Below are 26318 nucleotides of genomic sequence, written 5' to 3' on the forward strand. Positions count from 1 at the left end.
TTCTTGACTGTCAACAATTTTATCTGCTACTTTGCAATAAAGTCTAAAATTAGACCTTCTTCTCCATCTCCACAAAGAGATGAATATCACCATTGCTTTCCTGCGGGATGCGCCTCACCACTTCAAAGCCCATGTTGAGATAAAGCTGTTGGGCTCGGTGATTGAAATCAGCCACGGATAGCCTTAGGACTTGGGGCGCAAAATTTGCTATGATAAAGTCCAGAATTTCCTGCAGAAATGAAGCGCCCTGACCTTTTCCGCAGTGCTCCGGCTTCATCCCCAAACCAAGCTCCAAAGTTCGCTCTCCTTTCTGCTCTAAGCAGAAAAATCCATAGAGTTTCCCTTCTCTCAGGACTTGATAATAACGGTCCCCACGCGCTTCTTGGGAGACTATTTCTTCATAATCCTCCAGATCATTTTCCATATCATAAAAGTCATAAGGCGTCTCGTAATGCCAGTCGTTAGCAATTTCTAAAGCATGCTGCTGGCTTAATTGTTCAATCTCCATCTTCTCCTCTTTTCTCTAAAATTCCCAATAAAATCGTTTCTGGTCTGCTTTTTCGTTGCAGCCGAGGCTGCGGTAAAATTCATGGGCTGCGGAGCGGGAAATACCTGAATTAATCCGAATCCCTGTGTAGCCTGCGGCTTTTGCCTCCTCACGCAAGGCTTGCATCAGCGCTCTGCCATGTCCCTGCCCTTGAGAATCCTGAGCGACGGCCAAGGCCAAGAGATTGAGCAAGGACGGGAAATAGAGACAGTCGTAGCTAGCCGCATGAGCGTAGCCTATGACCTGTCCGCCTTCTTCAGCTACCAAAATCAAATGCTGGTCATTCTCTAGTAACTTTTTCAGTTGAGACTCTGTCGCTTTCCTATCGAAATCGTAGCCTAGGCACTCAGCATTGAGCCGCTGAATGGCTGCGGCATCTTCTAGTTTTACCTTACGAATCATCTGTCACCTCGTTCTTCTCTTTATTATAGCAGAAAAGCAGTCTCTTTGACTGCTTTCAATGAACTATTCTCCCATCTGTCCCTTCAACCAAGACTCCGCCTCTTCTAAAGGCTGGGCTGTTAGGACATCGGGCTGGATTGCCACATTTTCAAAAGCTTATTTCCATCTTTCACTCTTGGAAAACGCAATCATGAGACCAGAACCAGCTAGAACCGCTAAAATGACAAGGCAGATATTTTTCAGAGGATACAGCCAGTCTTTATTTTCCTCATGCCATCTTGACTTCCAAAGCCCAACATAGTCAGCGCCCATATGTTCGGGTTGATTCAGCTGGATATTGATTACAATGGCTAGTAAGATAAGGGCAAACAGCCAAACCAACAATAAGAAATTTAATTTGATATTTCATATCTATCAACTAATCTGTAATTGAAGACCAATTATTCGTATCAGGAAAATCCATATTCTTGGAAAGACTAATTAGTTTAATATCATTTAAATTTAGGTTTAAGCCAAAATTCTTGAATATTGCCACACCTATCAATACCAGCAATAGTATTTCTGAAAAATTCAACATAGCTAAGATCTTCACTCAAAATTTCAGAACCAATTTTAAGCCAACCTGATTGCTCATCATAATATGTTTCCCAATTTTGAGCATAGTCAATTCGAAAACTATCCCCCCCATTAATATCATTATCTGTAACAACAATTACACCTTTATCAGATTTAGGAGGAACCAAACTTCTTTTTATCCAAGAAAAGTCGTTATGATAACCCCAAAATTGAGTGGACTCCATATTTTCTGAATTAAAACCTAAAAATAAATATATAAAATTAAAAGTAATATCGCTATTTATTGTTGGAGCAGCTATTAATTCCTTTGTATCTATTTTATATATTAACTCCTCTTGCTGATTATACTCTTTTTTTATTATTTTAAACATATTTTCCTACCTATTAATAAAGTTAAAGTATACAATTTGATTTGTATCTAAATCAGCAACTAATTCCCAAATACCATTGCTTCTTCCATTAAATGAACCCTCCACTTCCCAACGCCAACCATTTGGTAAGTACTTATCTTTTACAGGGATGCCACCATCGATAATTTCTTGAATAATTAAATCTGTCCCAGCATTATCAACGAACGGCCTAGCTTTATCACCTATTCCCAAATTCTTCATGCTAAATCAATCTTCTAGAATCACGGGAAAAATATCTTTATTTACTGTGCAATATCGGACCAAAAAGGAATTTTGGGTAAATTAGATAGATTTGTCTCTCTGCTTACTGTGATTCCATGAAAATAATCAGTTAGGCTTTTTGAATAATAAATGATATCTGAACCAACAATTGAAAATACAGGCGAAATTGGAGTATTACATGATGCAATATACCTATGACCCAAAATAGGCAATAATGTTGGGGAATTCATTAAACGACTTAGTATTTCTCCTTTTGCAAGTTCTAAATTGCTTGGAACTTCTCCCCAATTATCGCTCCAATCAACATATTCTATTTCTTCTGCTATATTTTCTTTTATTACTTGTATATAATTACTCAACATCTTAACATTCTGAGGTGAAAAATCACTCCAATCATACCAATTTTCAGGAAGTTCCTCCATATTTCCATAAACTTTTTTAAATTCGTCAGGTAAATAAACGCTATAAATTTCTTCTATCTTTCTAAATGTTCTATTATTAAATTTCTTTGACATTATATTCCCCTTATTTTATTTTTATAAAAGTTTGATAGTGATCTCGAGTATACCAAATGGAACCATCATTACCTATAACAATTCTTTCCGTCCCTCTTGGTACCCCTTTTTGATATGGATGAACATCGTACTCTTTATAAGTAATTCCATTAGGAAGGAGTTCTTCACCATTTAAAGGCTTATTTTTATAAAGTTTTCCTCCTTTAAATCCATCTGGTAGATTACCCTTATTGCTTTTAATCTGTGAAATAGTATCTTCAACATATTGAGGAATTTTATTAGCATCTTTGACATCATCCACTTTATCCGCCACACAAGTAACATCTGACTCCTTGTCCACCGTCTTTGTAGCTTTCAAAGCATCATTGACAACGATACTACTTGTTGGTAGCTATACTAGAATGACTTCAAAAAATCAACAACTCCATCATGTAATTTAATTTCTCTCTTTTAAGTTTTTTCAAAAACATTCTAAGTAAATTATTTCTGAAATACTTAGAACTTTTCGATTTATTAACTTAATTAAATTCCTATAGTCTCAGATACTAAATAACAATCAATCTTCCAACTTGAAAATAAGAGGAGATTTCTCAGAAATTACATCTATCCCAAAATTAATACCATTTACTTGATAATGATGAAAAGTTTTGAAATACACTTGTTGTAATTTATCCCTTAACTGACTATGAGTAAGTTCAACAAGAATTCCTTTAGCAATAGATTCCATATTGTTATTATCTAAAATCTCACTAGGATTTAAATCTCAACTTTCATCAATAGCTTTACAAAAGAGTATATTCCCAAAATCAATATAAAAATGATTATCCTGATTCTTTAATCCATCTAGATAAATTTTTAGGTGAGTTCCTTTGTCTAATTTACAACGTAATTCATACCAATCGCTTTCAATCTTATTTCCGACGTTAACCCAATTCACTATCTTCTACCTCATCTATATTAACTTGAATCTCTTCCCCTTGACACAAAATTATGTCAAAAATCAAATTACTAGAAACAACTCGGTAATGTTCCAATTCATTTTTTTCTAATAATCCTCCTGAACTATGAATAATATGTTCAATTAAAGAACTATTTTCTATTCGATAAACAGGATAGTCTTTATCTAATTTATTTAAATGAATAGTTTGGCAAAATTTTGAGAAGATTCTTCTGTCCATTATTTGATAACAATGGCTAAAAGGAAATTTTAAATTTAACGAATGCTGACTCCCTTTTAGAAAAACAGTAGCTAGTTCATAATCGGTATTTTCACTGAATTCTGCTTCGGACTCATATCTATCCTCAAAAAAATTTCCCCATTTTATATATTTCTCATTTTTTACATACTTTTCACTTCTTGATTTATCAGAAATACAAGAGTGGGCAGCCGAGCCTATTCGTTTTAATATATTAGACATGTTATACCTCTTACTAATATTATTAGTATCTAATTTTATAAGGAGCTTTAAACTGAAATTCTAATGTTGGAATTCCATCTTTACTAGTTGGTCTAACAACAACCTTTGTTCCATCCTCTAAAGTACCCCAATACCCTTTACCGAATGAAGTATTAATTTCCGTTACGTTTTCTAAATTTAATGAATTGAAATCTTCAAGTGCTTTATTATAGCCTCCATGTGATTTAAAGTTTTTTGTTCCACTTTTTCCTGAAATATCTTCCATTCCCGAAACAAATTTATCAGCAATTTCTTGACTAGTTAGAGCCCTTGTCCCGTCTTTGACATCATCTACTTTATCCACCACACGAGCAACATCTGATGCTTTATCAGCTGTCTTTGTAGCTTTCGAGGCATCATTAACTGCGTCTACTGCATCGAGTGCTTTTTCAAGTTTCCTTAATTTGCCAGCCTTAGCTATAGGATAGAAATTACTTGCAATGTAAACAGCTAACTCTGCACCGCCGCCCAAATCATTCTATGCCCACTTGGGTCTGTATAGTTGACGGGATTGTTCTGCGCATAGCTGTAGCGGTTCTGGCTGAGAGGGGCCATCGCTTCACCTGGGTAGCTATCCTCGGTTAAGACAGTGCCTCCCTGACTATCATAATACCTTGCTCGTAAGTAGTCAAGTCCAGTATCGTCGCGGGCTTCGCCATTATAGGCAAATGGATTCCCTGTTGTGTCTGTGCTTGCCTTTCTTGCCCCATAGAGATGATAGCTAGTTGAAGCGACGGCTTGTCCATCTGACAGAGTTCGGTGAGAGACAAAATATCTTTTCATAGCAAAACACCCCAAAGAATTAGACTTTCTATCTAACTTTTGGGGTGCAGTTCAGTTTCTATCAATATTCCTTCAAAAGATATAACCAACTGAAGTTTGATATATCTTTGATAATCTCTATATAATTAGTTTCGACTCTACTTCTAATCATTCTTTATTATATAGACTTGAAAACTCTTTAAAACTCCTACTACTACATATTTTTTAGCATCATTTTCCCACCAGGGCAACACTTCTTCTTTCAGAATTTCTAAAAATAGCTCCTTCGAAACAAGATCATCCGCTAAGAAAGAATTATAATTGTCAAATACAAAAGCATATTTATCTGCTTTCAACCATAAAAAAGTAGGTATCCAATCTATTGTTTTAGTTAACTTTTAATAACTGATAAAAACTTAATACTCTTCACAGATAACTTCAATATCTTCATCTGAAATATCTGGATTATATTTTAGGATAAATTTTTTTATATTATTTATATCCTCATCTGTCATATATTCAACTTGGAACTCAATAATAAAATCAACTATACTTTCATTTCCTGAAATAATAATCATAGCATCCTTAAAAAACTTTCCTAAAAATATTTGTCCTACATGTAAATATCCTGTAGATGGACTAGAAAAATACTGCCCCCATTTTATATCATTTGAATAGTTTATATCCTGTTTATTATAATAAAAATGAGAATTAATTATCTGTTGACTAATATCTAACAATTTCAATAATCTATCTATAATGGCTAAATCTACTACCGCTATTCTCAATTCAATGTTTACCATAATTTCATTCCTATTTATCAATAAATCCCTTGAAAGAACCATCCATATTTAATCTCATCCCCCGTCCATCAGGTAATTTTTTCTCAAGAAAACTAATACCTCTATCAGTTGTATGAATCATGAAGTCCCCTGGTGATTTAAGTATATCATTAATATGTTCCATGGCTTGCCTATTTATTGACTCTGAATTCCCTTTTACTGCGCCCCAAATCTGCGGATTTCTGCCAGCGTGCTTTTGTAAAGCATGGCCTGCTATAGTTTCCCCTCCGCTGTTTCTAATTATATTAGCAGTATCATTAATTCTATCTACATCAACTATTTTTACTATATCTGACGCCTTGTCAACCGCCTTTGCAGTATCCGTAGTCTTATCCACCGCCTTGACTGCATCTGCTACATCGAGTGCTTTTTCAAGTTTCCTTAATTTGCCAGCCTTAACTATAGGATAGAAATTACTTGCAATATCAACAGCTAACTCTGCACCTGTCTCTTAATAATGCACTATCTCGTCTAACAATTCCAAAAAAAGTTCTGGTCACTCACTAAAACCTTAGAGACTTGAATATCTTGGCATACAATGTCAATTAACATACTTGATAAAGTAATTGTAGCTCGTATCATATTATTTTTCTCTTCAATAAGTCTAATGTCATGTACAGTGTGAGACATGAGATTTTCAAAAGGAATATCTTTCATATTGAAATTTCTTGTGCCAGCCTCACTTTCCCAACATGTCCAACCAGCATCCGTCTCATAGTCAACCTTAAAACAACGGTAGAAAACTATCTCCCAGCAATACTGATCCGATTTGCCATTTTCAATCTCGATATATAGTTTACATTCATCCCCGAAAAATGAAACTCTAAAGTCTAACGCATAGGCATCCCAGTAATTCATACTGTCAATCTGTTCTTGAATTTTTAAAATATTCATTAACTACCTCCATTGTTCCACGGTATATGACCAGCTGGATCTTTTCTACCAACAATTTCTCCATCAATGTTTAATAAATTTTTATTTTCATCATATATATGCATATGAGGATAGGTTGTAACCTTATCTGGAGGATCTAATTTTATCCTGTCTACACCATTTTTCTTAATATGTACAAAACCATTATGCTCATAAACAACCCATCCGCTATTATCAGGTATAGTACTTTTGATTTCATCGAGAATCATATTTTGCAGTCCCTTAGGAGAAGGCTCATCAATACTCTTCACTACTTTATTAGCATCTTTAACATCATCTACTTTATCAACCACACGAGCAGTATCCGAGGAGGTATTTGCTATTTTAGTAATATTATGCCATTAAAACACTATCTTTAACCAATAAACCTTAATCGGGTCATAATATAAATTTCCTGAATAATTCTGGAATTCCACCTTCTTGTGTAAATAAAGTCTTTACAGCAAAATCATTATCGCAAAAAACAACTTCTTGAAAGTTATTATCAATTCTCCACTCAATATCCGTATAAGGAATATTATCATTTTCTACATTAACAATTTCAAACCACCCTATTTTCACTCCATAAAAAATAATATCTTCTAATATCTGAGTTGAATATCCTTTATTTTTAATAAAAAATGAAAATAAAGTCGAAATGATAGCATCTTCTTCCGCTATTGATAGTAATAGTTCTCTTAAATCCATAAAAGTCATTTTACTCACCTCCAGTCAATGGAATTCTAACTGTACCCTCACCTACTGTTGCTTTTAAATATGGACCACTATGAATTTCATCCGTAGCATCAACATAACCAAACCATATTATGTCCACTTGGGTCTGTATAGTTAACAGGATTGTTCTGCACATAACTGTAGCGGTTCTGGCTAAGAGGGTCTGTGTCCTCTCCTGGGTAGCTATCCTCGCTTAAGAAAGTACCTCCCTGACTATCATAATACCTTGCGCGTAAGTAGTCAAGTCCAGTATCGTCACGAGCTTCGCCGTTATAGGCAAAGGGATTCCCTGTTGTGTCTGTGCTTGTCTTTCTTGCCCCATAGAGGTTATAGCTAATTGAGGCGACGGCTTGTCCATCCTTGGTCAAGCCTGTCACAGAGGCTGACTGATTGGTCAAGTAGTTGTAGCTGTCGCCTGTTTGGTTGTTGAGGTAGCTAGCTCGACCCTTGCCGTAGCTATAGGTCTCACGGGCCTTGCCATCATGGTCATAGGTTTCGAGGACTTCTGTATGTTCACGATTGACATCATTGACATAGTTGCGTTCCTCGTAGTAGTTGTAGGTGTCCTCTCGTGTAGTATAAGGGATGAGGACATCCTGAACCTGACTGGCATAGGTCACTTCTCCCTGACCCGGTAAGTTTCCAAGTTCTGGTGGGTTGACAACGATCCCCTCCTTGGTCGCTCGATCCTTAGCCACCTTCTGGTGGTAGGCTGTCGATACATCGTCAAAGATGCTGTGCCAGATGCTTCCTATTGTCTGTGGTAAAGTAGACAGGGCTTGGAGGACATTCTGAGTAAAGCCATACCAGAAGAGGGAGTGTTGCTCCCCACTTGGGGCTGTGTATGGTGATTTGCGACCTGACTTGGTATCCTTTGGTTTACGTTGGAAGAGCTGGTAGGTGTTCTTGCCTTCCTTACGACTGGCAGTGAAGACACGGTTATCATCCCCGTCGTAAAGCGCAGCCATGAGCAGGCCTTTCTTGTCCTTGATCGCAAGCAGACGGTTCTCTGTGTCGTAGATGTAGTCTAGCTTTTCTGAATTCTTCTCAGAAGCGATGCGATTGCCATTCTTGTCGTAGGTATAGGTGATGGTACCATCTGGCCCTTCCAGTTTGGTCAAGCGGTTATGGTCATCGTAGGTAAAGCGTGTCTGGCTCTCCTTGCCATCTACCGTCTCAGTGCTAGTCAGTTTATTGCCCGCTAGGTCATAGGTGTAGGAGAGTTTAGAGAGTTCCTTACCAGCTCCATCCGATACGGTCATGTTTTCCACTTGACCCAGAGTATCGTAGGTATAGGTATGGACTAGTGTTTCGCCATCCTGCTTGATGGTTTCCTTGGCGATATGAGCTTATACTGCTTGTCTACTGTGAGGCTAGTATAAAATAAACTAGGGGAAAATTTCCCCTAGTTAGAAATTGAACTAAGTCACAAATTGTATTTGTGAAAGTGATTTATACTTTCCAATCATCTAAATTCAACACTTTACTCACTCTAAAGTTTCATTATCCTGCCAAAAGAAATGAGCACTCTTTAAATCAAGATGTTCTATCTGAATATCACGACAAACAATTGTCATTTGCAACAAACCAATATCAACCATACACTTCACAAAATCAGGATTCTCCTCATAAATTTGTAAAGAAATTTCTTGACCATGATGATGTAATTCTCCTCTAGTCATGTTTTTAACGGATTGATCTTTTCTCCACTGAATGTCTAAAGCATCATTGCTATACTCTACTTTTGCGCATACTAAAAACTTAATTTCCCAGTATTTTTCTTTGTTATGATAATCTTCTATGCACAAAGAAACCTCATCTCCAAAATAGGATATCTTTAAATCTAGTATTCCCATTTCCCAATAATCTATTGCTGCAATCTCTTTTTGTTTAGTTATTAAATTAAATAGTAACATAACTCTCTCCTTACCATTTATCCCAAGGAATATGTCCCGCAGGGCTTTTTACATCAACATTATTCCCATGAATATCTAACGGTTTCCCATTTTTATCATAAATGTGCATATGAGTATAATCTGTACCAACATTATCAGGTGGATCAATACGAACTCGCATTTTCCCATTTCCCTTAATATGAACACGTCCATTATTTTCGTGGAATGTCCAGCCTTCTGGCAGTCTTCCTTTTAGCTCCTGTATATTTAGGTCAACTATCTCTTTTGGAGATAATTTATCTAATTTAGGAGGATTAAAAAGCTTACCAGCATCGGACGCCTTGTCTACCGCCTTTGCAGTATCCGTAGTCTTATCCACCGCCTTGACTGCATCTGCTACATCATCTACCTTGTCAGCTGTCTTTGCGATTTTCCCTAACTTACCCGCTTTGCCAGCTTTGAGGAAGGGTAATATATCTAAGGCGAGCCATAAACCTGCTTCTAAGCGACTGGTCTCCTCACCCGTAACTGGATCAATCCCTGTAATCAAGCGGTAAACGTCATAGATTCCAAAAATTTCGCCTAAAATATGTTGGCCAGTTGTGAGGGTCCTATCCCAAACTTCTTGATTTAACCGAGCTAATTCAGCTTGAGAACGATAAGGCACGGTCCTCTCCATCGTCTTATCATAGCGATAACTCTTAGAAAGCTCACTAATAGCCTGAAGATCGCCTTTGTTAGCTTTCTCAATCAAGTCTTTGGTCTTCGCATCCAGCTTATATGGTTGCATGGAAGCCTGAACAGGACGCTTACTGTAATAGGAATCTACCAAGGAACGAGCTAGTTTCTGCTGAAGCATGACTCTATAATTGGACTGGTGACTAAGTAGCTGGTATTGCGTTACAGATAAAGCAAAGTTTTGATTCGTATAAAGTGCCCTGGCCTTTTCAGTCGCATACTGCGGCCCCTGAACAGATCTCAGTACTCCAAGTTGGGCATTCTGTTGCGAGATAATACTGGAAAAAGTCTCTGGTCTAGGCAAATCATTGAAAGCTGACATCTTATCCGTTGTATCCGTCAAAATTTGCTTAGCCGCACTCAGATTACTGGATATATCCGAGGTTGAAGACGCATCCAGTGTGATTAAGTCTGATATCCTTGAATAAGTTCCAGATAGACTCTGCCGAATAGTGGCCAAGCCCTGACTAATCCCTGGAAAGATAGTGCCCAACTCTGCCAGATAGTCCGTATCAATCACTGCATCCTGAGCACTCTCTCCCACCTCCGACTGAAAGGTGCTAATCAATGCCTCGTAGTCAGCTGACATAATCTCCAAAGCTGTCAGATAATGCGTCATCATAGGCATCTGGTGGTTCTTAACTTTAGCATCAATAGCTGTCTTGACATCTCCCTGCAGTGCCTGACTCTCTACAATCTGATTCAATTTTGAGCGGGCTAATTCAACCTGCCCCCGCATCAGCTTGATTGAAGTAGCCAATTTGGTCTTGTTACTCTGCACTTCATTCATATCAATCTTCATTGGCAACCTCCACATCATAAATGGTAGAGTAGACAGATCCCTTGAAATAGAACTCTCTCAACTCCTTATCGCAATGCTGGCTGTCTTTTGCATCACTGTAACCTTCGGAAATCACCCGCTTGATAAAGAGATTACTGATGTAGAGAGGCAATGTATCAAAACGCATACCGTAAGGATAGACATGTCCTGCGTAATCAATGTATGACTGAGAATCCAATTGCAGTCGACGACCAGATAGAACTGCATAAAAATCCATCTCCTCCGAAGCAAACTGCTCAACCAACTCGGTCGGAAGCAGCTCCTTATCCAGCTCCACAATCGTTCCCAATGGGTAGATCTTACTGAAGGCCAAATCAACTAAAGCAAAAAAGCGAATAAACACAGAAAAGGATACACGATAGGCGGTCTCAATCCGCTCAATCTCAACTTCTTCCTGATGATAATGAAAACTGAATAGAAGCGGAGCCCCAATCAATGGCTTGTACCTGCATTTGGACTCTCCTTTCAGAAAAGCAATATAGCAGGAGCGCAACACTTTGGGATGACCCGCTAAGGTCATGCCAATCGTGCGTAAATGTTGGTGTTCTGCTTCACACAGACTCAGCTCCTCTAATCCCTGCTCGAATATATACAACTGCAATTCGTTCATTTCTTCCCCCTCGAACTTTGAATATTGGATGCTTCCGTATGATCATCAGCAACTTTATTCTGTGCTGCACGGTTCATATTTACCACATCCGTACTGGTAAAAGTCCGCAAACTATTTAATGAACTGTTTAATAGCGTAATATAGTCATTAAAATTCACAAAAGGGGTTAAGTCTGAGTTGTTAAATTCCAGCGGAGTCATATCAAAAATAGAGGATACATAAGTTTCAGCAGATTTAGTAGTACTTTCCCATACTGACAAATCAACTTTTGTTTCTGACATTTAATTTCCTCCTACGAATAGCTGAGAGCTATGGAGTAGTAACTATCTGCTTCTGTAAAGGCCATCGAACTCTTTCTTAGTAAACTATCTGCTTCATCTTGAAGTTCCTTAATTTTACTACTAATCTCACCTTTATTTGAAGTTTGTTTAGACTGGTAGGTCATTAGATTTTGTTTAGCATGGGTGCATTTCTCTAAAAATCTACCCTTTACACTTCCTCTAAAACGAGATCCATCTACCTTCTCCAGTCGAGAAAAATCATTGCTCAGTAGTGAATTGATATTTTCAATTTGTTGGTCTAACTCACGATTTGCCTGCTCTAAGCGCTCAATCTTAGCAAGTAGCTTTTGACGTTGAGCTTGCAGATTGTTGCCTTTCTTTATACTTGTCTGATATTTTTCCATATAAAAATTGGCCAGTTGAGGATTTGACTTCATAAAATCTGACAATTCCTTCCGTTTTTATATCATTGTCACTATCCACATTCTACCATATTTTATTACTGATTTCTAGAAAATATAGATGAATATTGACAGAGAAGAAATTGCAAAATTATCATATTACTGCTCTTATGTCCTCATAGCAGATTCGGATCATATTCAAAAAAGAAACTCTTCACAGAGTTTCTCAGATTGAAGACAAAGTCCTTAGAACTCAAGTTTCTAAGGGCTTTTCTTTTTGTAAAGTCGTATAATAAAGGTAAGAAGAATTGTGAGGTGTTCCCTATGTTTCACAAAGAAAAACCAGATTATCATCGCTGCCAATATGGCTTCTATACGATAGACGAATTGGTCCCAGAGGATCACTTTCTTCGCCAAGTGGAATCAGAGGTTGATTTTGACTTTATCTATGACTTAGTTGAAGATACCTATAGCCCCGATCAGGGTCGTCCTAGTCTAGATCCCGTCATGTTAGTCAAAATCCCTTTAATTCAATGTTTTTATGGCATTCGCTCCATGCGCCAAACGATTAAAGACATTGAAGTAAACGTCGCTTATCGTTGGTTTCTTGGGCTAAGCTTGGATGACAAGGTGCCCCATTTTACTACATATGGAAAGAATTACAGTCGTCGCTTTCAAGATAAAGCACTGATTGCTGAGATATTTTCACAAGTACTCCATCAAGCTTTATGTGCTGGTTTAATTGATCCTTCTGAAATATTTGTGGATGGTACCCATATCAAAGCGGCAGCTAACCGTCACAAGTATCATAAGGAAATGGTTGCCCAACAAGCTAAATTTATGAGTGAGCAATTGGCAGTTGAGATTGATTTAGATAGGAGAAAACACGAAAAAAAGTCCTTAAAGCCCGCAAAAGAAAGCGAGGCTAAAGAAAAGAAAATCTCAAGGACAGATCCTGAGAGTGGTTGGTTCCACAAGGGGGAACACAAGGAAGTATTTGCCTATTCTGCCCAAGTAGCTTGTGATAAGAATGGCTGGGCCTTAGCTTATAGTGTTGAAGCAGGAAATGTTCATGATAGTCAGGCTTTCCCTGCCCTTTTTTCAAAGTTAGAAGCTTTCTCCCCACGCTACATTATTGCGGACTCAGGCTATAAGACCCCAGCTATTGCCCATTATTTATTACAGCGAAACATTATCCCCGTCTTCCCTTATACCCACCCCAAGGGAGTAAAGGGGAACTTAAGACCCGGTGATTTTGTTTATGATGCCTTCTATGACTGTTACCTCTGTCCAGAGAACCAAGTATTGGTCTATTGCACGACGACTCGAGAAGGCTACCGTGAGTATAAGAGTCATCCAAAAGTATGTGTTTCCTGTCCCCTATTATCCGTTTGTACTCGAAGCCAGAATCAACAGAAAGTCATCACAAGACATGTATGAAAGGACGCGCTTGAATTTTGTGAAGAGATTCGCCACCAAAAAGGGATGAAGGAGCTCTATAAGAAACGCAAAGAAACTATTGAGCGGCTCTTTGGGACAGCCAAAGAATACCACAATCTCCGTTATACAAGAGAGAAAGGCAAGTCCAAGATAGAAGATAAGATTGGGCTTACTTTGGCGTGTTTGAATCTCAAAAAACTAGTAAAAATGAGGGTGGGCAAGCCTTTTTATTTTGTTCTAAATCCGATTTTTGGATGGAATAGCAGATGATGAGACAAAATATTTTTGAAAATACAAAAAGACAAACGCCAAAAATGACGTTTGTCTACGTTCTGAGAAACTCTTCACAGAGTTTCTTGCATTATCTTTCTTTCACTTCTATTTCCGAATGACGATAGCCGTAGCCAAAGTAAATCAAAATTCCCAAAAGCAGAGCGATGCCAAAGGCCAACCAAGTGTCCCAGGTGTATTGAGTCATAAAGGAAAGGCAGATGATAATAGATAAAATAGGAGTTAGAGGCACTAGCGGAGTTTTGAATTCTCCAGCTTTAGGCTGTCCCTTTTCCTTCCGCAACTTCAAAATGGCAAAGGCCAGCATAATCAGATAGGTCAATGTACAGATATTGAGGAAAGAGGCGATGCTAGCAAGAGGAAAGATACCCGCACAAATAGCTGAGGCAATCCCCACTAAGATGGTAGCATTTTGGGGCACGCGGCTAGTAGCAGTTAATTCCTTGAAAGACCGCGGTAAAAGTCCGTCACGCGCTATACTGTAAATCATCCGAGACAAGGCATAGGTCATGGAGATGCAGACGGTAATCAGGGTCAAAATCGCTACGATAGAAACATAATTGGCAGCCCAATCTAGTCCAATACTGCGAAGTGAGAAAGCTACTGCATCTGGAACATTTAGCTTGGTATAGTGGAGCAAGCCTGTCAAGACCAAGGTTACCAAGATATAGAGGATGGTTACAATCCCAAGGGAAAGGACAATGCCGCGCGGCACATTTTTTTGAGGCTCTTTGATCTCATCCACAGACATAGAAATCGACTCAAAGCCCAGAAAAGCAAAGAACATCAGAGAAGCTCCAGCCATAATCCCCGTCTGACCGCCATAAATCTGACCAAAACCAAAAGGCGCAAAGTTAGACCAATTCTCAGGTCGAAGATGGAAAAGCCCAACGAGAATAAAGAGAGCCAAGGCTGAGAATTTTAGGACAACCAAGGCTGAGTTAAAGCGCAGGGCTGCTTTTGAGTTTAGAAGTACTACGCCTGTCACAAAGACCAAAACCAGAATAGGCAACAAATCCACATAAGTCCCTGCTTTTGGATTGAATGTACCATTCAAGGCTGTCGGTAGCTGGATATGAGAGCCGCTCAAAAGCCCTTTCAAGTAAGAACCCCAGCCAGAAGCTACACCTGATATAGCTGTCATAAATTCCATGATGGTCAGCCAACCAGCCAGCCAAGCCGGAAATTCTCCTAAAACAGCGTAAATATAGCTGTAAGCTCCGCCATTAGCCGGAACTCGAGAGGCAAACTCCGCATAAAATAGAGCAGAGATGCTGACACATAGGGCAGAAATCACGATCGACACAATCAGAGCTGGACCAGCATAAGTCGCCGCCCCAATTCCTGTAACCGTGAAAATCCCTGTACCAACCATGGCACCGATCCCTAAAAGAATCAAATCCATCAGTTTCAGGTGCCGCCGCATTCCCGTCCTGTTTTTACTGGCATCTTTTTTTCGAAAAATATTCATAGCAATCTCCCTCCAAAGCATAGATGGTTTATTATATCATAGATTATTGGATTTACCAAAGTCTCTTTTAAAATGCCACTTTATCGTTTGGCAAAGAAATACAAAATAAGAAGCTGGGAAAACCCAACTTCTTACATAGAGACAATTTTACGATAACTGCGGGAAGTAATCATGAAGACAATCACATAGCTGATAAAGAAGATTGCACAGACACCCAGTGTCACAGCCAGCATGAGAGCTGAGTTAAGAACACCAAGAGCAGACAAGATCAAGCTCAGCATATGATAGGCAAAGGTCAGATGGATAAAGGCGAAGGCCAGTGGTAGGAAAAAAACAATCAAAATCTGTTTCCGAATGGTTTGTCTGATTTGCTTCTCATCCAGACCGACCTTTTGTAGAATCACAAAGCGATCCCGATCCTCGTACCCTTCTGAAATCTGCTTGTAGTAGATGATGAGGATGGTTCCCAGCATAAAGACGATTGATAGGAAGATACCGATGAAGAACATACCGCCCAGCATGCCTTTGATTTCTTGCTTATCAAAAGCTGTTACCGAGCCATATACCGCTTGATTTTCAGCCAAGGTCTGATTAAACTGATTCAATTTTTCTTGGTAAGCATCCCTCAGATTGCGCTGTTCTTCCGTTGACAGCTTTGTATCAAGCCAGCCATAATAATTAAGGTTTACAGCATATTTATCTGTCATTGCAGAGAAGATTTGGTCAGGGTTTTTAAGAACCATGTAGATTTTCTCTGGAACGATCATGTTCATCTGATCAGGTAAATGACCAAAGATAAAGTCTTCTTTGAGTTCTTTCTTGATTTTAAAGGTCTGGCCAGCCAGCTGTAAGTCTTGCTTGGAATCTAACTTCACACCTTGCTGATAAAGTGCCACTTCATCATCCCCAAGATCAAGACTTTTCCCCGTCATACTCTGATAATCCGCTTCTGAAATAGCCAAAATATACGTTTTCGGTGTGACAAATTTTTGAGCGGCAGCATTGATATCGAGCTGGTTGTCAGCACGACTTGTCACTCCCATCGTATAGTATGGATAGACACCTTTCTTAGTGACTGGCAACTGCTGCTCATTCACAAACTCTGTCAGCACTTGGTCCATCTGCTCACCTGTGGTTCCTTTTCCTTGAATGCTAAAATCATGAGGAAACATAGCCTTTTGCATGTAGTCACCGCCGGCATAGATATTAGCTCCGCCAGATAAGGTTACCAAAACCATGGTCGATAGGATGGCAATTGTTGCCAAGCCCACCGCATTTTTCTTCATGCGGAAAATCAGGTTGGAAACGGAAATCATGTTATTAGGTTGGTAATAATAGGACTTCTTCTTTTTCAAAAATTGCAGAAAGACTGTAATTCCAGCATTAAAGAGCAGATAGGTTCCCAGAATCACAAAGAGCACTGCGACAAAGAATGTAAAGACTGCTGACAAGGGATTGGTCACTCCTAGTGCAAGGAAGTAACCGTATGCCAAGGCTGCAAGCCCAAGTAGTGTCTGCAGGAATAAAAAGCGACTTTTCTTTTCTCCACTATTCTTCTCTTTGACCAATTGCAGCGCATCAAGCTTTCTCAGGCGCAGACCATTGCTAATCATCAAGCAGAAAAAGACAAAGGCGTAGAAAACGGCAACCGCTATAACTACAGCAGGCTGAAAAGTTGACACCAAGACGACCTTTATCGCCATGATTTTCAGCAAGAGAGCATAGATCAACTGGTCAAATAAGAGTCCAATCCCTAGTCCAAGGATAAGAGTGACCAGACCAAATACCAGTAATTCAATTACCACCATGACAAAGAGGTGGAATTTATTGAGCCCTAGCACACTGTAGAGGCCCAGCTCTTTGGAGCGATTCTTGAAAACAAAGCTATTAGCATAAAAGACGATAATGCTGGTCGTGATGCTGACAATAACCATCCCAAAAGATAGCACCATAGAAACGGCGCTTGCACCAGTCATTTTTACTAGATTGGGATTAAAAGTCAAGGAGAAAAAGATGTAGGAGATGGCGATAGCCAGACAGGTCGCCAGAGCAAAAGGATAATAAAGCTTACGATTTTTGATTAAGTTAGAAAGCGCAAGCTTACTAGTTAATCTAAGCATGAGCTTCCACCTCACTTGCCATAACTGTCAGAGTATCGGAAATCTCTTGGAACATCTGCCGCTCGGTCTTGTTGCCACGGAAGATTTGATTGTAAAGAATCCCGTCCTTGATAAAGAGCACCCGCTTGGCCCGACTGGCTGCCGAAGTCGAGTGGGTCACCATGAGAATAGTCTGGCCGCGGTCGTTGATGTCGTCAAAGACATCCAATAGAGCTGCCGAGGACTTAGAATCTAAAGCTCCTGTCGGCTCATCCGCAAGTAAAATTTCAGGCTCAGTAATGATAGCGCGAGCAACTGCCACCCGCTGCTTCTGGCCACCGGAAATCTCATAAGGAAACTTCTCTTGCAGTTTGTTAATCCCTAACTCGTTGCAGGTTGTAACCAACTTTTGCATCATCTAGGTAATGGAGCGACGAGAGAGCACCAGAGGCAGGAGGATATTATCCTTAACCGATAGGGTGTCCAGCAAGTTAAAATCTTGAAAGACAAAGCCTAATTTCTCCCGACGGAAACTGGAAGCCTGGCTATTCTTGATGGTTGCCGTATCAGTTCCGTTGAGAAAGACGCGCCCCTCTGTCGGCTTGTCCAACATGGCTAGAATATTGAGCAGAGTGGACTTCCCAGAGCCAGACTCCCCCATGATGGCGACATATTCGCCTTTTTCTACTGTAAAGTGAATATCCTTTAGTGCCTCTACTTGGCTGCCCTGAAAGCGGGTTTTATAAATTTTTTTCACGTGTTGTACGTCTAATAATGTCATTACTTGAACCTCTTTTTTTATTTATATGTAAAATGGTTATTTAGCTTAGCTTTCAATGCTTTATTAGCTAGCTCTGCTCCAAGATTACCTGAGCCACTGCCCCTACTGAAAGCAAACTAAAAACGATACTATTATCATACCGAAAAGCCCGATAAGTTTCCATAAGCTAATCTTTCATTTTGGACGCTAATCTTACATTTTTGTCACTTAGCGATTTTCCAGTGCTGGAAAAAACTGATGTTCATTAGATAGAGCAGGCTGTATGGTTTGGGTTGCTTTGCAAGTTTGCCTCTCTAAACTTTCAGTTCCATTTGGGCACAAAGGTGGTGAGGCTGGGACAAAAGTCCTAGCCTCTCAATTGTCTTTGGATTGTCGAGTAAGACGCAGTGGTTGAGTGGGCTCTACTACCCTGATTTCATCAGCTTTTACAGCCCTACTCAACCGTGCGGAGGTGGGACTACGAAATCGAATTCTAACGAATGACCGATTTCTGTCCCACTCTCTATCCCAGCCCCTTCACTGCATCTGCTTCTTAATGACTATATTGTAACCAGAAATAATACTGGCTTGATGCACAGCCCAGTCTGGTTTTTTCGATTTCTTCCTTAGAAATCTTTTGCGCCATTTGTGTTTTTTGTTTATGATTGAAGAGATTTGTTTTCATAGTGGGCCTCCTTTTATTTGGATATTATTTGTGATTTGTTTTTCCTTACACCTATATGATATAAAATTCTCCGTCCCACTACCATCGAATAACCTTTCATTTTAAGCTTTAAACTTACATTTTTGTCATCTTAAAAAAAGGATGAGTGATTATCACCCATCCTTTTCCCATATATTTATCATATAAACAATCCGCTCTTAGAGTTTAGCTAGGTATTCCTGTACAAGTTTGACGTCTTCTTCCTTGCCACATCGGTCAATATCGCAGATATGCGCCAGCCCATATTTTTCGATAATCAAAGGTGTAGCCCCGCAGAAGGTCCGTCCATGCTTCACTGAATCTCCATTATTGACAAAACCCTTAATCAAGCTTGAATGTTTCTTAATAAAGCGCTTAGTGGACCAGGGAATTTTCCCAGCCCCAGCATTTCGCGTAATGAGAATGCAGGGTTCCTCCAACTTTTCCTTTATGCTTTGTGTCGGATAACCCAGCGATTCTGCAAATTTCTTCCCAACACCCGTTACCGAATCATAAACTATAATCATTTCCTCTCCCTACTTTCTCAAAAGAAGCACTGCTAGAAAAGTAGCAAAGCCTACAACCACCACATCCGATATCAGTTGTAAGAGAATTTCCAAATCAGGCATACTGTGAATATAGAGCAAGATACTGATCGCCGTCAAGGCCAAGACCACCAGCTTGACAGCTACTGCTACACCTGGCATCACAAGCAATCCAAGCAAGATACAAATAAGACCACCAATCAGAAATGACTGAAAGCCCAAACTTAGTCCAAAGCCAAATTCCACCCCACCATAACCAAGGGTCAAAAAACCAATCGCAACTAGGCAAAGCCCCAAAATAGTCCTTCCACTCAATAGATTTCCACCTTGTTTCATCATCATTTTCCTCACTTTCTGACTTGAATGAATATTATCAAGACTTCATTCAAGTTTTCTCAAAAAAATATTTTCCTCTAATTTGCTTTCTCCATCGCTCTATATCACACAAATCCACCTCCTTAACTGAATGAATTTCAATATATATTCATTCACACCATCTTCCAAGAAAAGGAAATTCTTATTTAGCAAAAATTCCCTTTAAAAAATATTTCACCAAGGTCTCGATACTCTCAAAATAACCTGGAAAATCCTGCTCTGTCACATGCATGTCAATGTAGTAGATCAAATCGTAAGCCTTCATGATTTGGGCGACTTCCTCCTGTGAAAAGCCCTTCTCCTGCAAGCGCTGGCTGAAAGTCCGAATCAGAAACTGGTGAAAGGCATTAGCCGCGCGGCCAGCATCCTGATTATAGTAGTCGTGCAAGATCTGAGAAATGCCCGGCTTGGTCCACTCCGCCAAAATTTTATTAGGCGAAATCAATTCAAAAGTGACTGCAAAAAGCTGTTCAACGACTGCCTCTGGCTCACCCTGCCAATCCACGCGCTGCATGGTTTCCTCACGTATGCGGTTATTCTCCGCTACATAAACCTCTAAAAAAATAGCTTCCTTGGACTCATAATACTTATAAAAGGAGCCAACAGCCATGCCAGCACGCTTGGTAATATCTGAAATATTCGTCTTTTTATAGCCTTTCTCAGCAAAAACCTGCCTAGCCTCAGCCAATAATTCAGCTTTTTTGTCCATGACCTTCTCCTTTTATGAATGAATTAAATTTTCTATTCATTCATATTATAACACTTTAAAAATCTTTGTCAAGAAAAGCGGAAATCGTACTTTGGAAAGAAGACGGCAGTTTGAGATAATAGCTCCTTTGTTAAATAAAAAAACAAACAAGTTCTCGAAAAAACTTGCTTGCGTCTTGGACACATTAGTGTTTTCTACGATTTTTCAAGGCCTCGTTGATTTTCTTGGTTTTGATCATCGAATCGACGGAGACAAGAAACCAAACCAAGAGGTAAATCAAAACAAAACTTAGCCAGAAGGGCCAACCAAAGAGCATAGTCCCCCAGCCATTGCAGATCATAGCTAGACTAACGATGGTTGCTGTCACTACAAAGTGGCAGAAAAGTAGGAAAGGAAATGGAAAGCGGTCTGTCGCGTCAAAGATATAGCTTGCTACTCCGATCAAAGCGCTGACAAGGAGGACACTGAGAATTGAACGCGGAGTCAAGAGACTTGTTTTTCCTGAAATAAGGCTTACCAGCAGAAAGACCAAGCTACCTGTTCTCAAACCATCTTGCATACCGATCAGAATTTTTTTAAAGGTCATGATTTTCCTCCTAAATTCCCAAATAGTCCATGAGCAACTTGACATAACGGCGACTGACATCGGTTTTGAGCTGATTGGTTAGCTTGGCAGTCATGTTGCCCGAAAAGCTATCCGACAAGGATTCCAGATGATCGATGTTAATGACTGCGTGGCGAGATACCTGGATAAAATTGCGACTATTGAGACGATTTTGAAAGCGAGTCAACGTTTCTGTCGTTGTGTAAATGCCCTCGGTACTGTAAATCATCAGGGTTGTCTGATTGATATCGGCCAAGATAATGTCTTCCGTCTTGAGCATGACCAGCTTATCATCCGACTTAATAGGCAGGACACCACTTGGACCAGCCTTGAAGTTTTCCAAATAATCTAGGACAACCTTGGCCTCACCAACCAGCTGATCCGCTTTCACGACGACCAGCGGGTCTTGGGAGGAAATCTGAGCATCTTCTTCAAATCTTGTCTGCAAACCTAAGCCTCCTACTTTCTTTACTTGAAGCTCATCCGTCGATTCAGCAGCCAATTTTGACCTAGCCAGAACAGGACTGCTGCCGTGAGCACTACTCCAACTATATAGTATGTTTCTTGGCTTGTCAAGAGCTTTTGCCATTCGATACGGATACCTAGGAGCTTCTCAAATTCTTGCTGGAGCTGACTCTGGTCCGCAAAAACTTCTGTCAAAGACTCCTTCATCAGGACTTGTCTGAAAAGGGAAGCCATGTAGGTTGAGGGAGTCAGTTTCATGAGATTTTGGGCAAGGCTGGGCAGAGTCCCGATTGGAATATAGGTTCCCACTAGAAAACCAGAGGCCGCTCCGATAACCGTTGCATATTGTCCCAAGGAATTTACCGATTTAAAATAAGGAACAACTAGCGCATTCAGGAGACTAGCCAGCAAGCTATTGAGCAGCATGAGGCAGAGCAGCTGGGGAAAAAGCCCCCAGTCAAAGGAAATCTTGTCCGCTAGAATAAAGTAGGTCAGCATGACAGCAAACATGAAGACCTGCATGACAAAGCCAATCGCAAAGGCACTGATTAGGTAGCTAAACCGCAAGCCCCATTGCCCCAAATCTGTGATAAAGAGGTCAGCGGTCACCTTTCTTTCTCGGTCTTCAGTTTGTTGCGAAAAAGCTGATAGGGTAGTTGTCAAGGCGGTGACAGCCAGCGTTCCGCTAATCAACCAAAAGTCAAGCAGTTCCGTCGCATGGCTACTGTCTGACCAAGAGCCTTTCATGTTGTTCTTTAGGAAAACCAGATATAAAACAAAGGGAATAATGGCTCCAAAGAGAGATAGGATCACCCCACTATGATTGCGAAAATAAAGTAAAAAGTTTCGTTTGATCAACATTAACATTTAACGTACCTCTCTTCCTGTCAGAGCCATAAAGGCATCATCCATCGTTCCTGGTTGAAATTCAAATTGTTCAATATAGGAGCCAAGCTGGCTCAGCAACATCAGCGCTTCTTGGGTCGTCTCTGGATAAAAGAAGAACTCATTTTCCTTGCCTTGCTCCCATTCGCAGCGAGTCTGCAAAGCAACCTTCAAGCCCTCTGAATCTGGGGTCAGAATCCGCAAAACATTGCGGGCATAGCGCTCCTTGATCTGGTCAGCAGAGCCTTGCGCAATGACTTGACCATGGTCTACGATGTAAATCTTATCTGCGTCGTCAGCTTCATTGAGATAGTGGGTGGTCAAAACTACGGTCATCTTTTCCTTCTGCTGCAAGTCTTTGAGCAGCTTCCAGATACTTTCTCTAGTCTGGATATCCAGGCCTGTCGTCGGCTCATCCAGAAAAAGTAAGTCGGGACTATTGAGCAGCGCACGGGCAATGTCCACCCGTCGCTTTTGTCCACCAGAAAGCGTCCCGTAGCGTTGTTTAGCAAAGCTAGCCAGCCCCAGTTGCTCGATCAATTGCTCAATCTTACCAGTTTCCACCTGCTTGTACTGCTTGGCACGAATTCGCAGATTTTCAACTACTGTCAAATTGGCATCCAGCACACTATTTTGAAAGACTACGCCCAGCTTGGTTTGTTCTGCATAAATGATTTGTCCTGATGTTGGCTGCAAGAGTCCAATCAGCATCTGGATCGTTGTCGACTTGCCTGCTCCATTAGGGCCTAGAATGGCTGTAAAACTACCTGCCTCAATTTCTAAATTCAGGCCATTTACTGCTACCTTGTCTCCATAAACTTTGGTCAGATTTTTTACTTGGACTAACATGATCTTTTCTCCTATCTTAACTTCTGAGACTATGATAGCAAGTCTTTTTTGAAAAATCTCGGCTTTTTGGACAAGCGGTAAAATGAGAGAGATGAGAGGTAAAAATCCAGACATCAAAAAATCCCCGACCAAGGGTCAGGGATTTGCTCTTATCTGGCAACAATCTTGCGGTAACTGCGAGAAGTTAGTAGGAATACTAAAATATAGGTCAGGAGGAAGACGCCGCAAGTCGCAAGTGTTGTCTGAATTAAGAGAGGAAGATTAGTCACACCCAATAGAGCAACTATCAAGCGCAGCATATGAAAGACAGCCGCTATATGTAGAAAAGCAAAGATGAGAGGTAGGAAGAAAACAGTCAAAATCTGCTTGCGAATGGTACTTCTAGTCTGCTTTTCATCTAAACCAACTTTTTGTAAGATAATAAAGCCATCGCGGTCTTCATAGCCTTCAGAGATTTGCTTGTAGTAAATCACAAGAACAGCTCCTAGAAGGAAGATAACAGAGAGGAAGACACCGATGAAGAGCAAGGTTCCAGTAAGTTCCTGATAGCTCTTTTCTGCGCTATGACGGTCACTAGCCATTGCGTAGCTACCATCTTGAGCTTGTTCCTGATCCAAAGTGTCCCTCAATCCCAGTTGGACTTGCTCGACAAACTTTTTACTGCCCTTAGTCTCTGAAGCAACTCCAATGTAGTAGTAATGTTCCACATCGAGATTAACATCTTTGCTATCATTGACCACCATATAGAGACCCTGTTCCATGGCCACGTCGTTTGGATTAGGGATTTCCCCATGCGTGAAATTCGACGGTAAAAGCTGCTTGATCTTCCAGTCTTTACCATTTACTCGGAGAGGTTTATCCTTATTTAAGGAAACATTTTTTCCATAGACAAGAGTTTCATCATCTGCCAAGTCTATCTTTTTCCCTGTCATTTTTTCATAATCCTGACGATTGATGACCGTAATCGTGCCGGCAGACTTGGTCAAGATACTTGGATCCGAATCCAGCTCGCTTTGCATTGGAACCGTGATATCATTTCCAGCCAGTTTCATGATGAAGGCTGATTGGTAGAGATAGGTAGTATAACTTGGCTTCTTCAGGCCTGTGCCCTGAGCGACCTGCTGAACCTTATCCAACAGAGCTTCCGTCTGATCAGTCGATTTCGGCAAGACGACGCTAACATTGTAATCCTTTGGATGCAAGGTAGTAATATAATCCTGACCTCCAACATAGATATTGATTGTACCCACCAGAGTCACTAAGAGCATGGTAGATAGAATGGAGATGGTTGCCAATCCTGCCGCATTTTTGCGCATCCGCGAGATAAGATTGGAAACAGAAATGAAATTCTGCGTTTTATAGTAGTAGCCTTTGCGTTTTTTGAGAAATTGCAATAGCGTAATCGAACCGGCATTAAAAAGCAGATAGGTTGCTAGGATAACCATGACCACAGCTATAAAGAAATTGCCGATAGCAGCGACAGGTTTGGTAACGGTCAAAGCCATGTAATAAGCCACACCCATGAGCAAGAGCCCCAGCAAGGTTTGCACCCAAAGGAAGCGTCCCTTCTTCTCGCCAGCTTTCCTTTCTTTCATTAGATTAAGAGAGCTATAGCGTAGAAGACGCAGAGAATTGAGCAACAAAATCACCGCAAAAGCGACACCTAGACTGGCCAGAGTCATCCAGACATTCTGCCATTGGAAGGTCGAGGCAAGAACGGCCGGCATTCCCATCAATTTCAAAAGAACGGCGTAGAGCATCTTATCCAAAGCTAGACCAGACAAGATACCTAGACCAACTGTAGCTAGATAAAAGACACAGAGTTCAAAGAAGGTCATGAGTAGCAGGTGACGCTTTTCCATCCCCAGCACGCTATAAACACCAAGCTCACGCGAACGGTTCTTCATGACAAAGCTATTTGCATAAGTGATAAGGATGAGGACGGCAATCTGAATGACCTGGATACCAAACTGCAAGGTCATCCGAGCTGCTGTACCACCATAAGAGGTCTCCATATTTGGACTGTGAGCCAGTGAGACAAAACTATACAAAATCGCTGTTGCCAGTACCGTCGCCAAGGCAAATGGATAATACAAACTGCGATTTTTGATCAGATTTGATAAAGCCAGTTTACTCGTTAGTTTGAACATAGTTGCCCACCTCACTTGCCATGACCGTCAGAGTATCGGAAATCTCTTGGAACATCTGCCGCTCGGTCTTGTTGCCGCGGAAGATTTGGTTATAAAGAATCCCGTCCTTGATAAAGAGCACCCGCTTGGCCCGACTAGCCGCTGAAGTCGAGTGGGTCACCATGAGAATGGTTTGACCGCGGTCGTTGATGTCATCAAAGACATCCAAAAGAGCAGCCGAAGACTTGGAATCCAAGGCTCCTGTCGGCTCATCCGCCAGTAAAATCTCAGGTTCCGTGATAATGGCGCGGGCAACGGCCACCCGTTGCTTCTGACCACCGGAAATCTCATAAGGAAACTTCTCTTGGAGCTGGTTAATTCCCAGCTCGTTGCAGGTCGTGACCAGCTTTTGCATCATCTCGGTAATGGGACGACGAGAGAGGACTAGCGGCAGCAGGATATTATCCTTGACCGATAAGGTATCCAGCAAGTTAAAATCTTGAAAGACAAAGCCCAATTTCTCCCGACGGAAGCTGGATGCTTGGCTATTCTTGATGGTAGCTGTGTCAGTTCCGTTGAGAAAGACGCGACCCTCAGTTGGCTTGTCCAGCATAGCTAGAATGTTGAGCAGGGTGGATTTCCCAGATCCTGACTCCCCCATGATGGCTACATATTCGCCTTTTTCTACCGTAAAGTGAATGTCTTTCAACGCCTCTACTTGGCTACCCTGAAAGCGAGTCTTATAAATCTTTTTCACGTGTTGTACATCTAATAATGTCATCATGATCTCCTTTTCTATAATTCCATTTTAATACAGAAACAGCTTTATTTCCACATTTTACTAATT

At 40.5% G+C, this 26318-nt stretch carries 34 protein-coding genes and 3 pseudogenes; 1 reads left to right on the top strand and 36 read right to left on the bottom strand.

Annotation, left to right across the window (positions count from 1 at the left end):
* Positions 1–49: 49 nt before the first annotated feature.
* The 23 genes from O3651_RS07525 to O3651_RS07635 all read right to left on the bottom strand — a co-directional run bounded on the left by O3651_RS07525 (position 50) and on the right by O3651_RS07635 (position 12182).
* On the bottom strand, positions 50–508 hold the full coding sequence (locus tag O3651_RS07525) for a GNAT family N-acetyltransferase (protein WP_371610076.1): 459 nt from the start codon (positions 506–508) through the stop codon (positions 50–52).
* Between the two features lie 15 nt (positions 509–523).
* A complete protein-coding gene (locus O3651_RS07530; protein WP_371610077.1) occupies positions 524–949 on the bottom strand; it encodes an N-acetyltransferase family protein in 426 nt (141 codons plus the stop codon).
* Positions 950–1105: 156 nt separating this feature from the next.
* Positions 1106–1333, bottom strand: a complete 228-nt coding sequence (locus O3651_RS07535; protein ID WP_371610078.1) for a hypothetical protein — start codon at positions 1331–1333, stop codon at positions 1106–1108.
* A gap of 107 nt (positions 1334–1440) precedes the next feature.
* Positions 1441–1896: a hypothetical protein gene (locus tag O3651_RS07540; protein WP_061422407.1), complete on the bottom strand. Its 456-nt coding sequence runs from the start codon at positions 1894–1896 to the stop codon at positions 1441–1443.
* A gap of 6 nt (positions 1897–1902) precedes the next feature.
* Positions 1903–2136: a hypothetical protein gene (locus tag O3651_RS07545; protein WP_371610079.1), complete on the bottom strand. Its 234-nt coding sequence runs from the start codon at positions 2134–2136 to the stop codon at positions 1903–1905.
* 41 nt (positions 2137–2177) lie between these two features.
* A complete protein-coding gene (locus O3651_RS07550) occupies positions 2178–2672 on the bottom strand; it encodes a hypothetical protein (protein WP_371610080.1) in 495 nt (164 codons plus the stop codon).
* A gap of 10 nt (positions 2673–2682) precedes the next feature.
* Complete coding sequence (locus O3651_RS07555; RefSeq protein WP_371610081.1) at positions 2683–3030, bottom strand: ribonuclease domain-containing protein; 348 nt, start codon at positions 3028–3030, stop codon at positions 2683–2685.
* 198 nt (positions 3031–3228) lie between these two features.
* Positions 3229–3399 carry a hypothetical protein gene (locus O3651_RS07560; protein WP_185761891.1) on the bottom strand — a complete coding sequence of 57 codons (171 nt, stop codon included), beginning with the start codon at positions 3397–3399 and terminating at the stop codon, positions 3229–3231.
* Positions 3400–3595: 196 nt separating this feature from the next.
* Complete coding sequence (locus O3651_RS07565) at positions 3596–4090, bottom strand: hypothetical protein (protein WP_061422399.1); 495 nt, start codon at positions 4088–4090, stop codon at positions 3596–3598.
* 22 nt (positions 4091–4112) lie between these two features.
* Positions 4113–4601: a hypothetical protein gene (locus tag O3651_RS07570; RefSeq protein WP_371610082.1), complete on the bottom strand. Its 489-nt coding sequence runs from the start codon at positions 4599–4601 to the stop codon at positions 4113–4115.
* Positions 4580–4912: an RHS repeat-associated core domain-containing protein gene (locus O3651_RS07575; protein ID WP_061422397.1), complete on the bottom strand. Its 333-nt coding sequence runs from the start codon at positions 4910–4912 to the stop codon at positions 4580–4582. Before O3651_RS07575 ends, O3651_RS07570 begins: the two co-directional genes overlap by 22 nt.
* A gap of 143 nt (positions 4913–5055) precedes the next feature.
* Positions 5056–5247 (bottom strand): hypothetical protein, encoded by a 192-nt coding sequence (locus O3651_RS07580; RefSeq protein WP_061422388.1) that lies wholly within the window; start codon positions 5245–5247, stop codon positions 5056–5058.
* Positions 5248–5307: 60 nt separating this feature from the next.
* The gene (locus tag O3651_RS07585) at positions 5308–5694 is read right to left on the bottom strand and encodes a hypothetical protein (RefSeq protein WP_061423253.1); all 387 of its coding nucleotides are present in this window, start codon (positions 5692–5694) and stop codon (positions 5308–5310) included.
* Positions 5695–5704: 10 nt separating this feature from the next.
* On the bottom strand, positions 5705–6070 hold the full coding sequence (locus tag O3651_RS07590) for a hypothetical protein (RefSeq protein WP_371610083.1): 366 nt from the start codon (positions 6068–6070) through the stop codon (positions 5705–5707).
* 134 nt (positions 6071–6204) lie between these two features.
* Positions 6205–6627, bottom strand: a complete 423-nt coding sequence (locus tag O3651_RS07595; RefSeq protein ID WP_371610084.1) for a hypothetical protein — start codon at positions 6625–6627, stop codon at positions 6205–6207.
* Positions 6627–6959 (bottom strand): hypothetical protein, encoded by a 333-nt coding sequence (locus O3651_RS07600; RefSeq protein ID WP_221765892.1) that lies wholly within the window; start codon positions 6957–6959, stop codon positions 6627–6629. Before O3651_RS07600 ends, O3651_RS07595 begins: the two co-directional genes overlap by 1 nt.
* A gap of 85 nt (positions 6960–7044) precedes the next feature.
* A complete protein-coding gene (locus tag O3651_RS07605) occupies positions 7045–7362 on the bottom strand; it encodes a hypothetical protein (RefSeq protein ID WP_125387433.1) in 318 nt (105 codons plus the stop codon).
* Between the two features lie 89 nt (positions 7363–7451).
* Positions 7452–8642 (bottom strand): RHS repeat-associated core domain-containing protein, encoded by a 1191-nt coding sequence (locus O3651_RS07610; protein WP_371610085.1) that lies wholly within the window; start codon positions 8640–8642, stop codon positions 7452–7454.
* A 225-nt stretch (positions 8643–8867) separates the two neighbouring features.
* On the bottom strand, positions 8868–9296 hold the full coding sequence (locus tag O3651_RS07615) for a hypothetical protein (RefSeq protein WP_061422390.1): 429 nt from the start codon (positions 9294–9296) through the stop codon (positions 8868–8870).
* 10 nt (positions 9297–9306) lie between these two features.
* Complete coding sequence (locus tag O3651_RS07620; protein WP_371610086.1) at positions 9307–10815, bottom strand: T7SS effector LXG polymorphic toxin; 1509 nt, start codon at positions 10813–10815, stop codon at positions 9307–9309.
* Positions 10805–11464 (bottom strand): DUF4176 domain-containing protein, encoded by a 660-nt coding sequence (locus O3651_RS07625; protein WP_061422387.1) that lies wholly within the window; start codon positions 11462–11464, stop codon positions 10805–10807. Before O3651_RS07625 ends, O3651_RS07620 begins: the two co-directional genes overlap by 11 nt.
* Positions 11461–11745 (bottom strand): variable surface protein mvspG, encoded by a 285-nt coding sequence (locus tag O3651_RS07630; RefSeq protein ID WP_371610087.1) that lies wholly within the window; start codon positions 11743–11745, stop codon positions 11461–11463. Before O3651_RS07630 ends, O3651_RS07625 begins: the two co-directional genes overlap by 4 nt.
* 11 nt (positions 11746–11756) lie before the next feature.
* The gene (locus O3651_RS07635; RefSeq protein ID WP_371610088.1) at positions 11757–12182 is read right to left on the bottom strand and encodes a hypothetical protein; all 426 of its coding nucleotides are present in this window, start codon (positions 12180–12182) and stop codon (positions 11757–11759) included.
* Between the two features lie 288 nt (positions 12183–12470).
* Between O3651_RS07635 and O3651_RS07640 the strand changes: the two are divergent.
* Positions 12471–13856: pseudogene (locus tag O3651_RS07640) on the top strand (IS1182 family transposase).
* A gap of 91 nt (positions 13857–13947) precedes the next feature.
* Here O3651_RS07640 and O3651_RS07645 read toward each other — a convergent pair.
* The 13 genes and pseudogenes from O3651_RS07645 to O3651_RS07705 form a co-directional block, all read right to left on the bottom strand.
* Entirely contained in the window at positions 13948–15348 is a 1401-nt protein-coding gene (locus tag O3651_RS07645) for an amino acid permease (RefSeq protein ID WP_371610089.1), read from the bottom strand.
* A gap of 131 nt (positions 15349–15479) precedes the next feature.
* Entirely contained in the window at positions 15480–17468 is a 1989-nt protein-coding gene (locus O3651_RS07650; protein ID WP_371610090.1) for an FtsX-like permease family protein, read from the bottom strand.
* Positions 17461–18228, bottom strand: a pseudogene (locus O3651_RS07655) (ABC transporter ATP-binding protein). Before O3651_RS07655 ends, O3651_RS07650 begins: the two are co-directional and overlap by 8 nt.
* A 532-nt stretch (positions 18229–18760) precedes the next feature.
* Positions 18761–18892: a hypothetical protein gene (locus O3651_RS07660; RefSeq protein ID WP_005590956.1), complete on the bottom strand. Its 132-nt coding sequence runs from the start codon at positions 18890–18892 to the stop codon at positions 18761–18763.
* Positions 18893–19089: 197 nt separating this feature from the next.
* Entirely contained in the window at positions 19090–19437 is a 348-nt protein-coding gene (locus O3651_RS07665; RefSeq protein WP_371610091.1) for a class Ib ribonucleoside-diphosphate reductase assembly flavoprotein NrdI, read from the bottom strand.
* Between the two features lie 9 nt (positions 19438–19446).
* The gene (locus tag O3651_RS07670; RefSeq protein ID WP_371610120.1) at positions 19447–19794 is read right to left on the bottom strand and encodes a hypothetical protein; all 348 of its coding nucleotides are present in this window, start codon (positions 19792–19794) and stop codon (positions 19447–19449) included.
* Between the two features lie 178 nt (positions 19795–19972).
* Positions 19973–20539 (bottom strand): TetR/AcrR family transcriptional regulator, encoded by a 567-nt coding sequence (locus O3651_RS07675; RefSeq protein WP_371610092.1) that lies wholly within the window; start codon positions 20537–20539, stop codon positions 19973–19975.
* A gap of 184 nt (positions 20540–20723) precedes the next feature.
* Positions 20724–21125, bottom strand: a complete 402-nt coding sequence (locus tag O3651_RS07680; protein WP_125406083.1) for a DUF3021 domain-containing protein — start codon at positions 21123–21125, stop codon at positions 20724–20726.
* A 10-nt stretch (positions 21126–21135) separates the two neighbouring features.
* Positions 21136–21591, bottom strand: coding sequence for a LytTR family DNA-binding domain-containing protein (locus O3651_RS07685; protein ID WP_371610093.1), 456 nt, complete (start codon positions 21589–21591; stop codon positions 21136–21138).
* Positions 21592–21611: 20 nt separating this feature from the next.
* A complete protein-coding gene (locus O3651_RS07690) occupies positions 21612–22475 on the bottom strand; it encodes an ABC transporter permease (RefSeq protein ID WP_125387421.1) in 864 nt (287 codons plus the stop codon).
* A gap of 218 nt (positions 22476–22693) precedes the next feature.
* A pseudogene (locus O3651_RS07695) lies at positions 22694–23342 on the bottom strand (ABC transporter ATP-binding protein); the annotation flags it as partial.
* Between the two features lie 149 nt (positions 23343–23491).
* A complete protein-coding gene (locus tag O3651_RS07700) occupies positions 23492–25492 on the bottom strand; it encodes an FtsX-like permease family protein (RefSeq protein WP_371610094.1) in 2001 nt (666 codons plus the stop codon).
* Entirely contained in the window at positions 25473–26252 is a 780-nt protein-coding gene (locus O3651_RS07705; RefSeq protein WP_371610095.1) for an ABC transporter ATP-binding protein, read from the bottom strand. Before O3651_RS07705 ends, O3651_RS07700 begins: the two co-directional genes overlap by 20 nt.
* Positions 26253–26318: the final 66 nt, after the last annotated feature.

This window comes from Streptococcus sp. 27098_8_73 (genome assembly GCF_041432495.1).
Taxonomy (GTDB): domain Bacteria; phylum Bacillota; class Bacilli; order Lactobacillales; family Streptococcaceae; genus Streptococcus.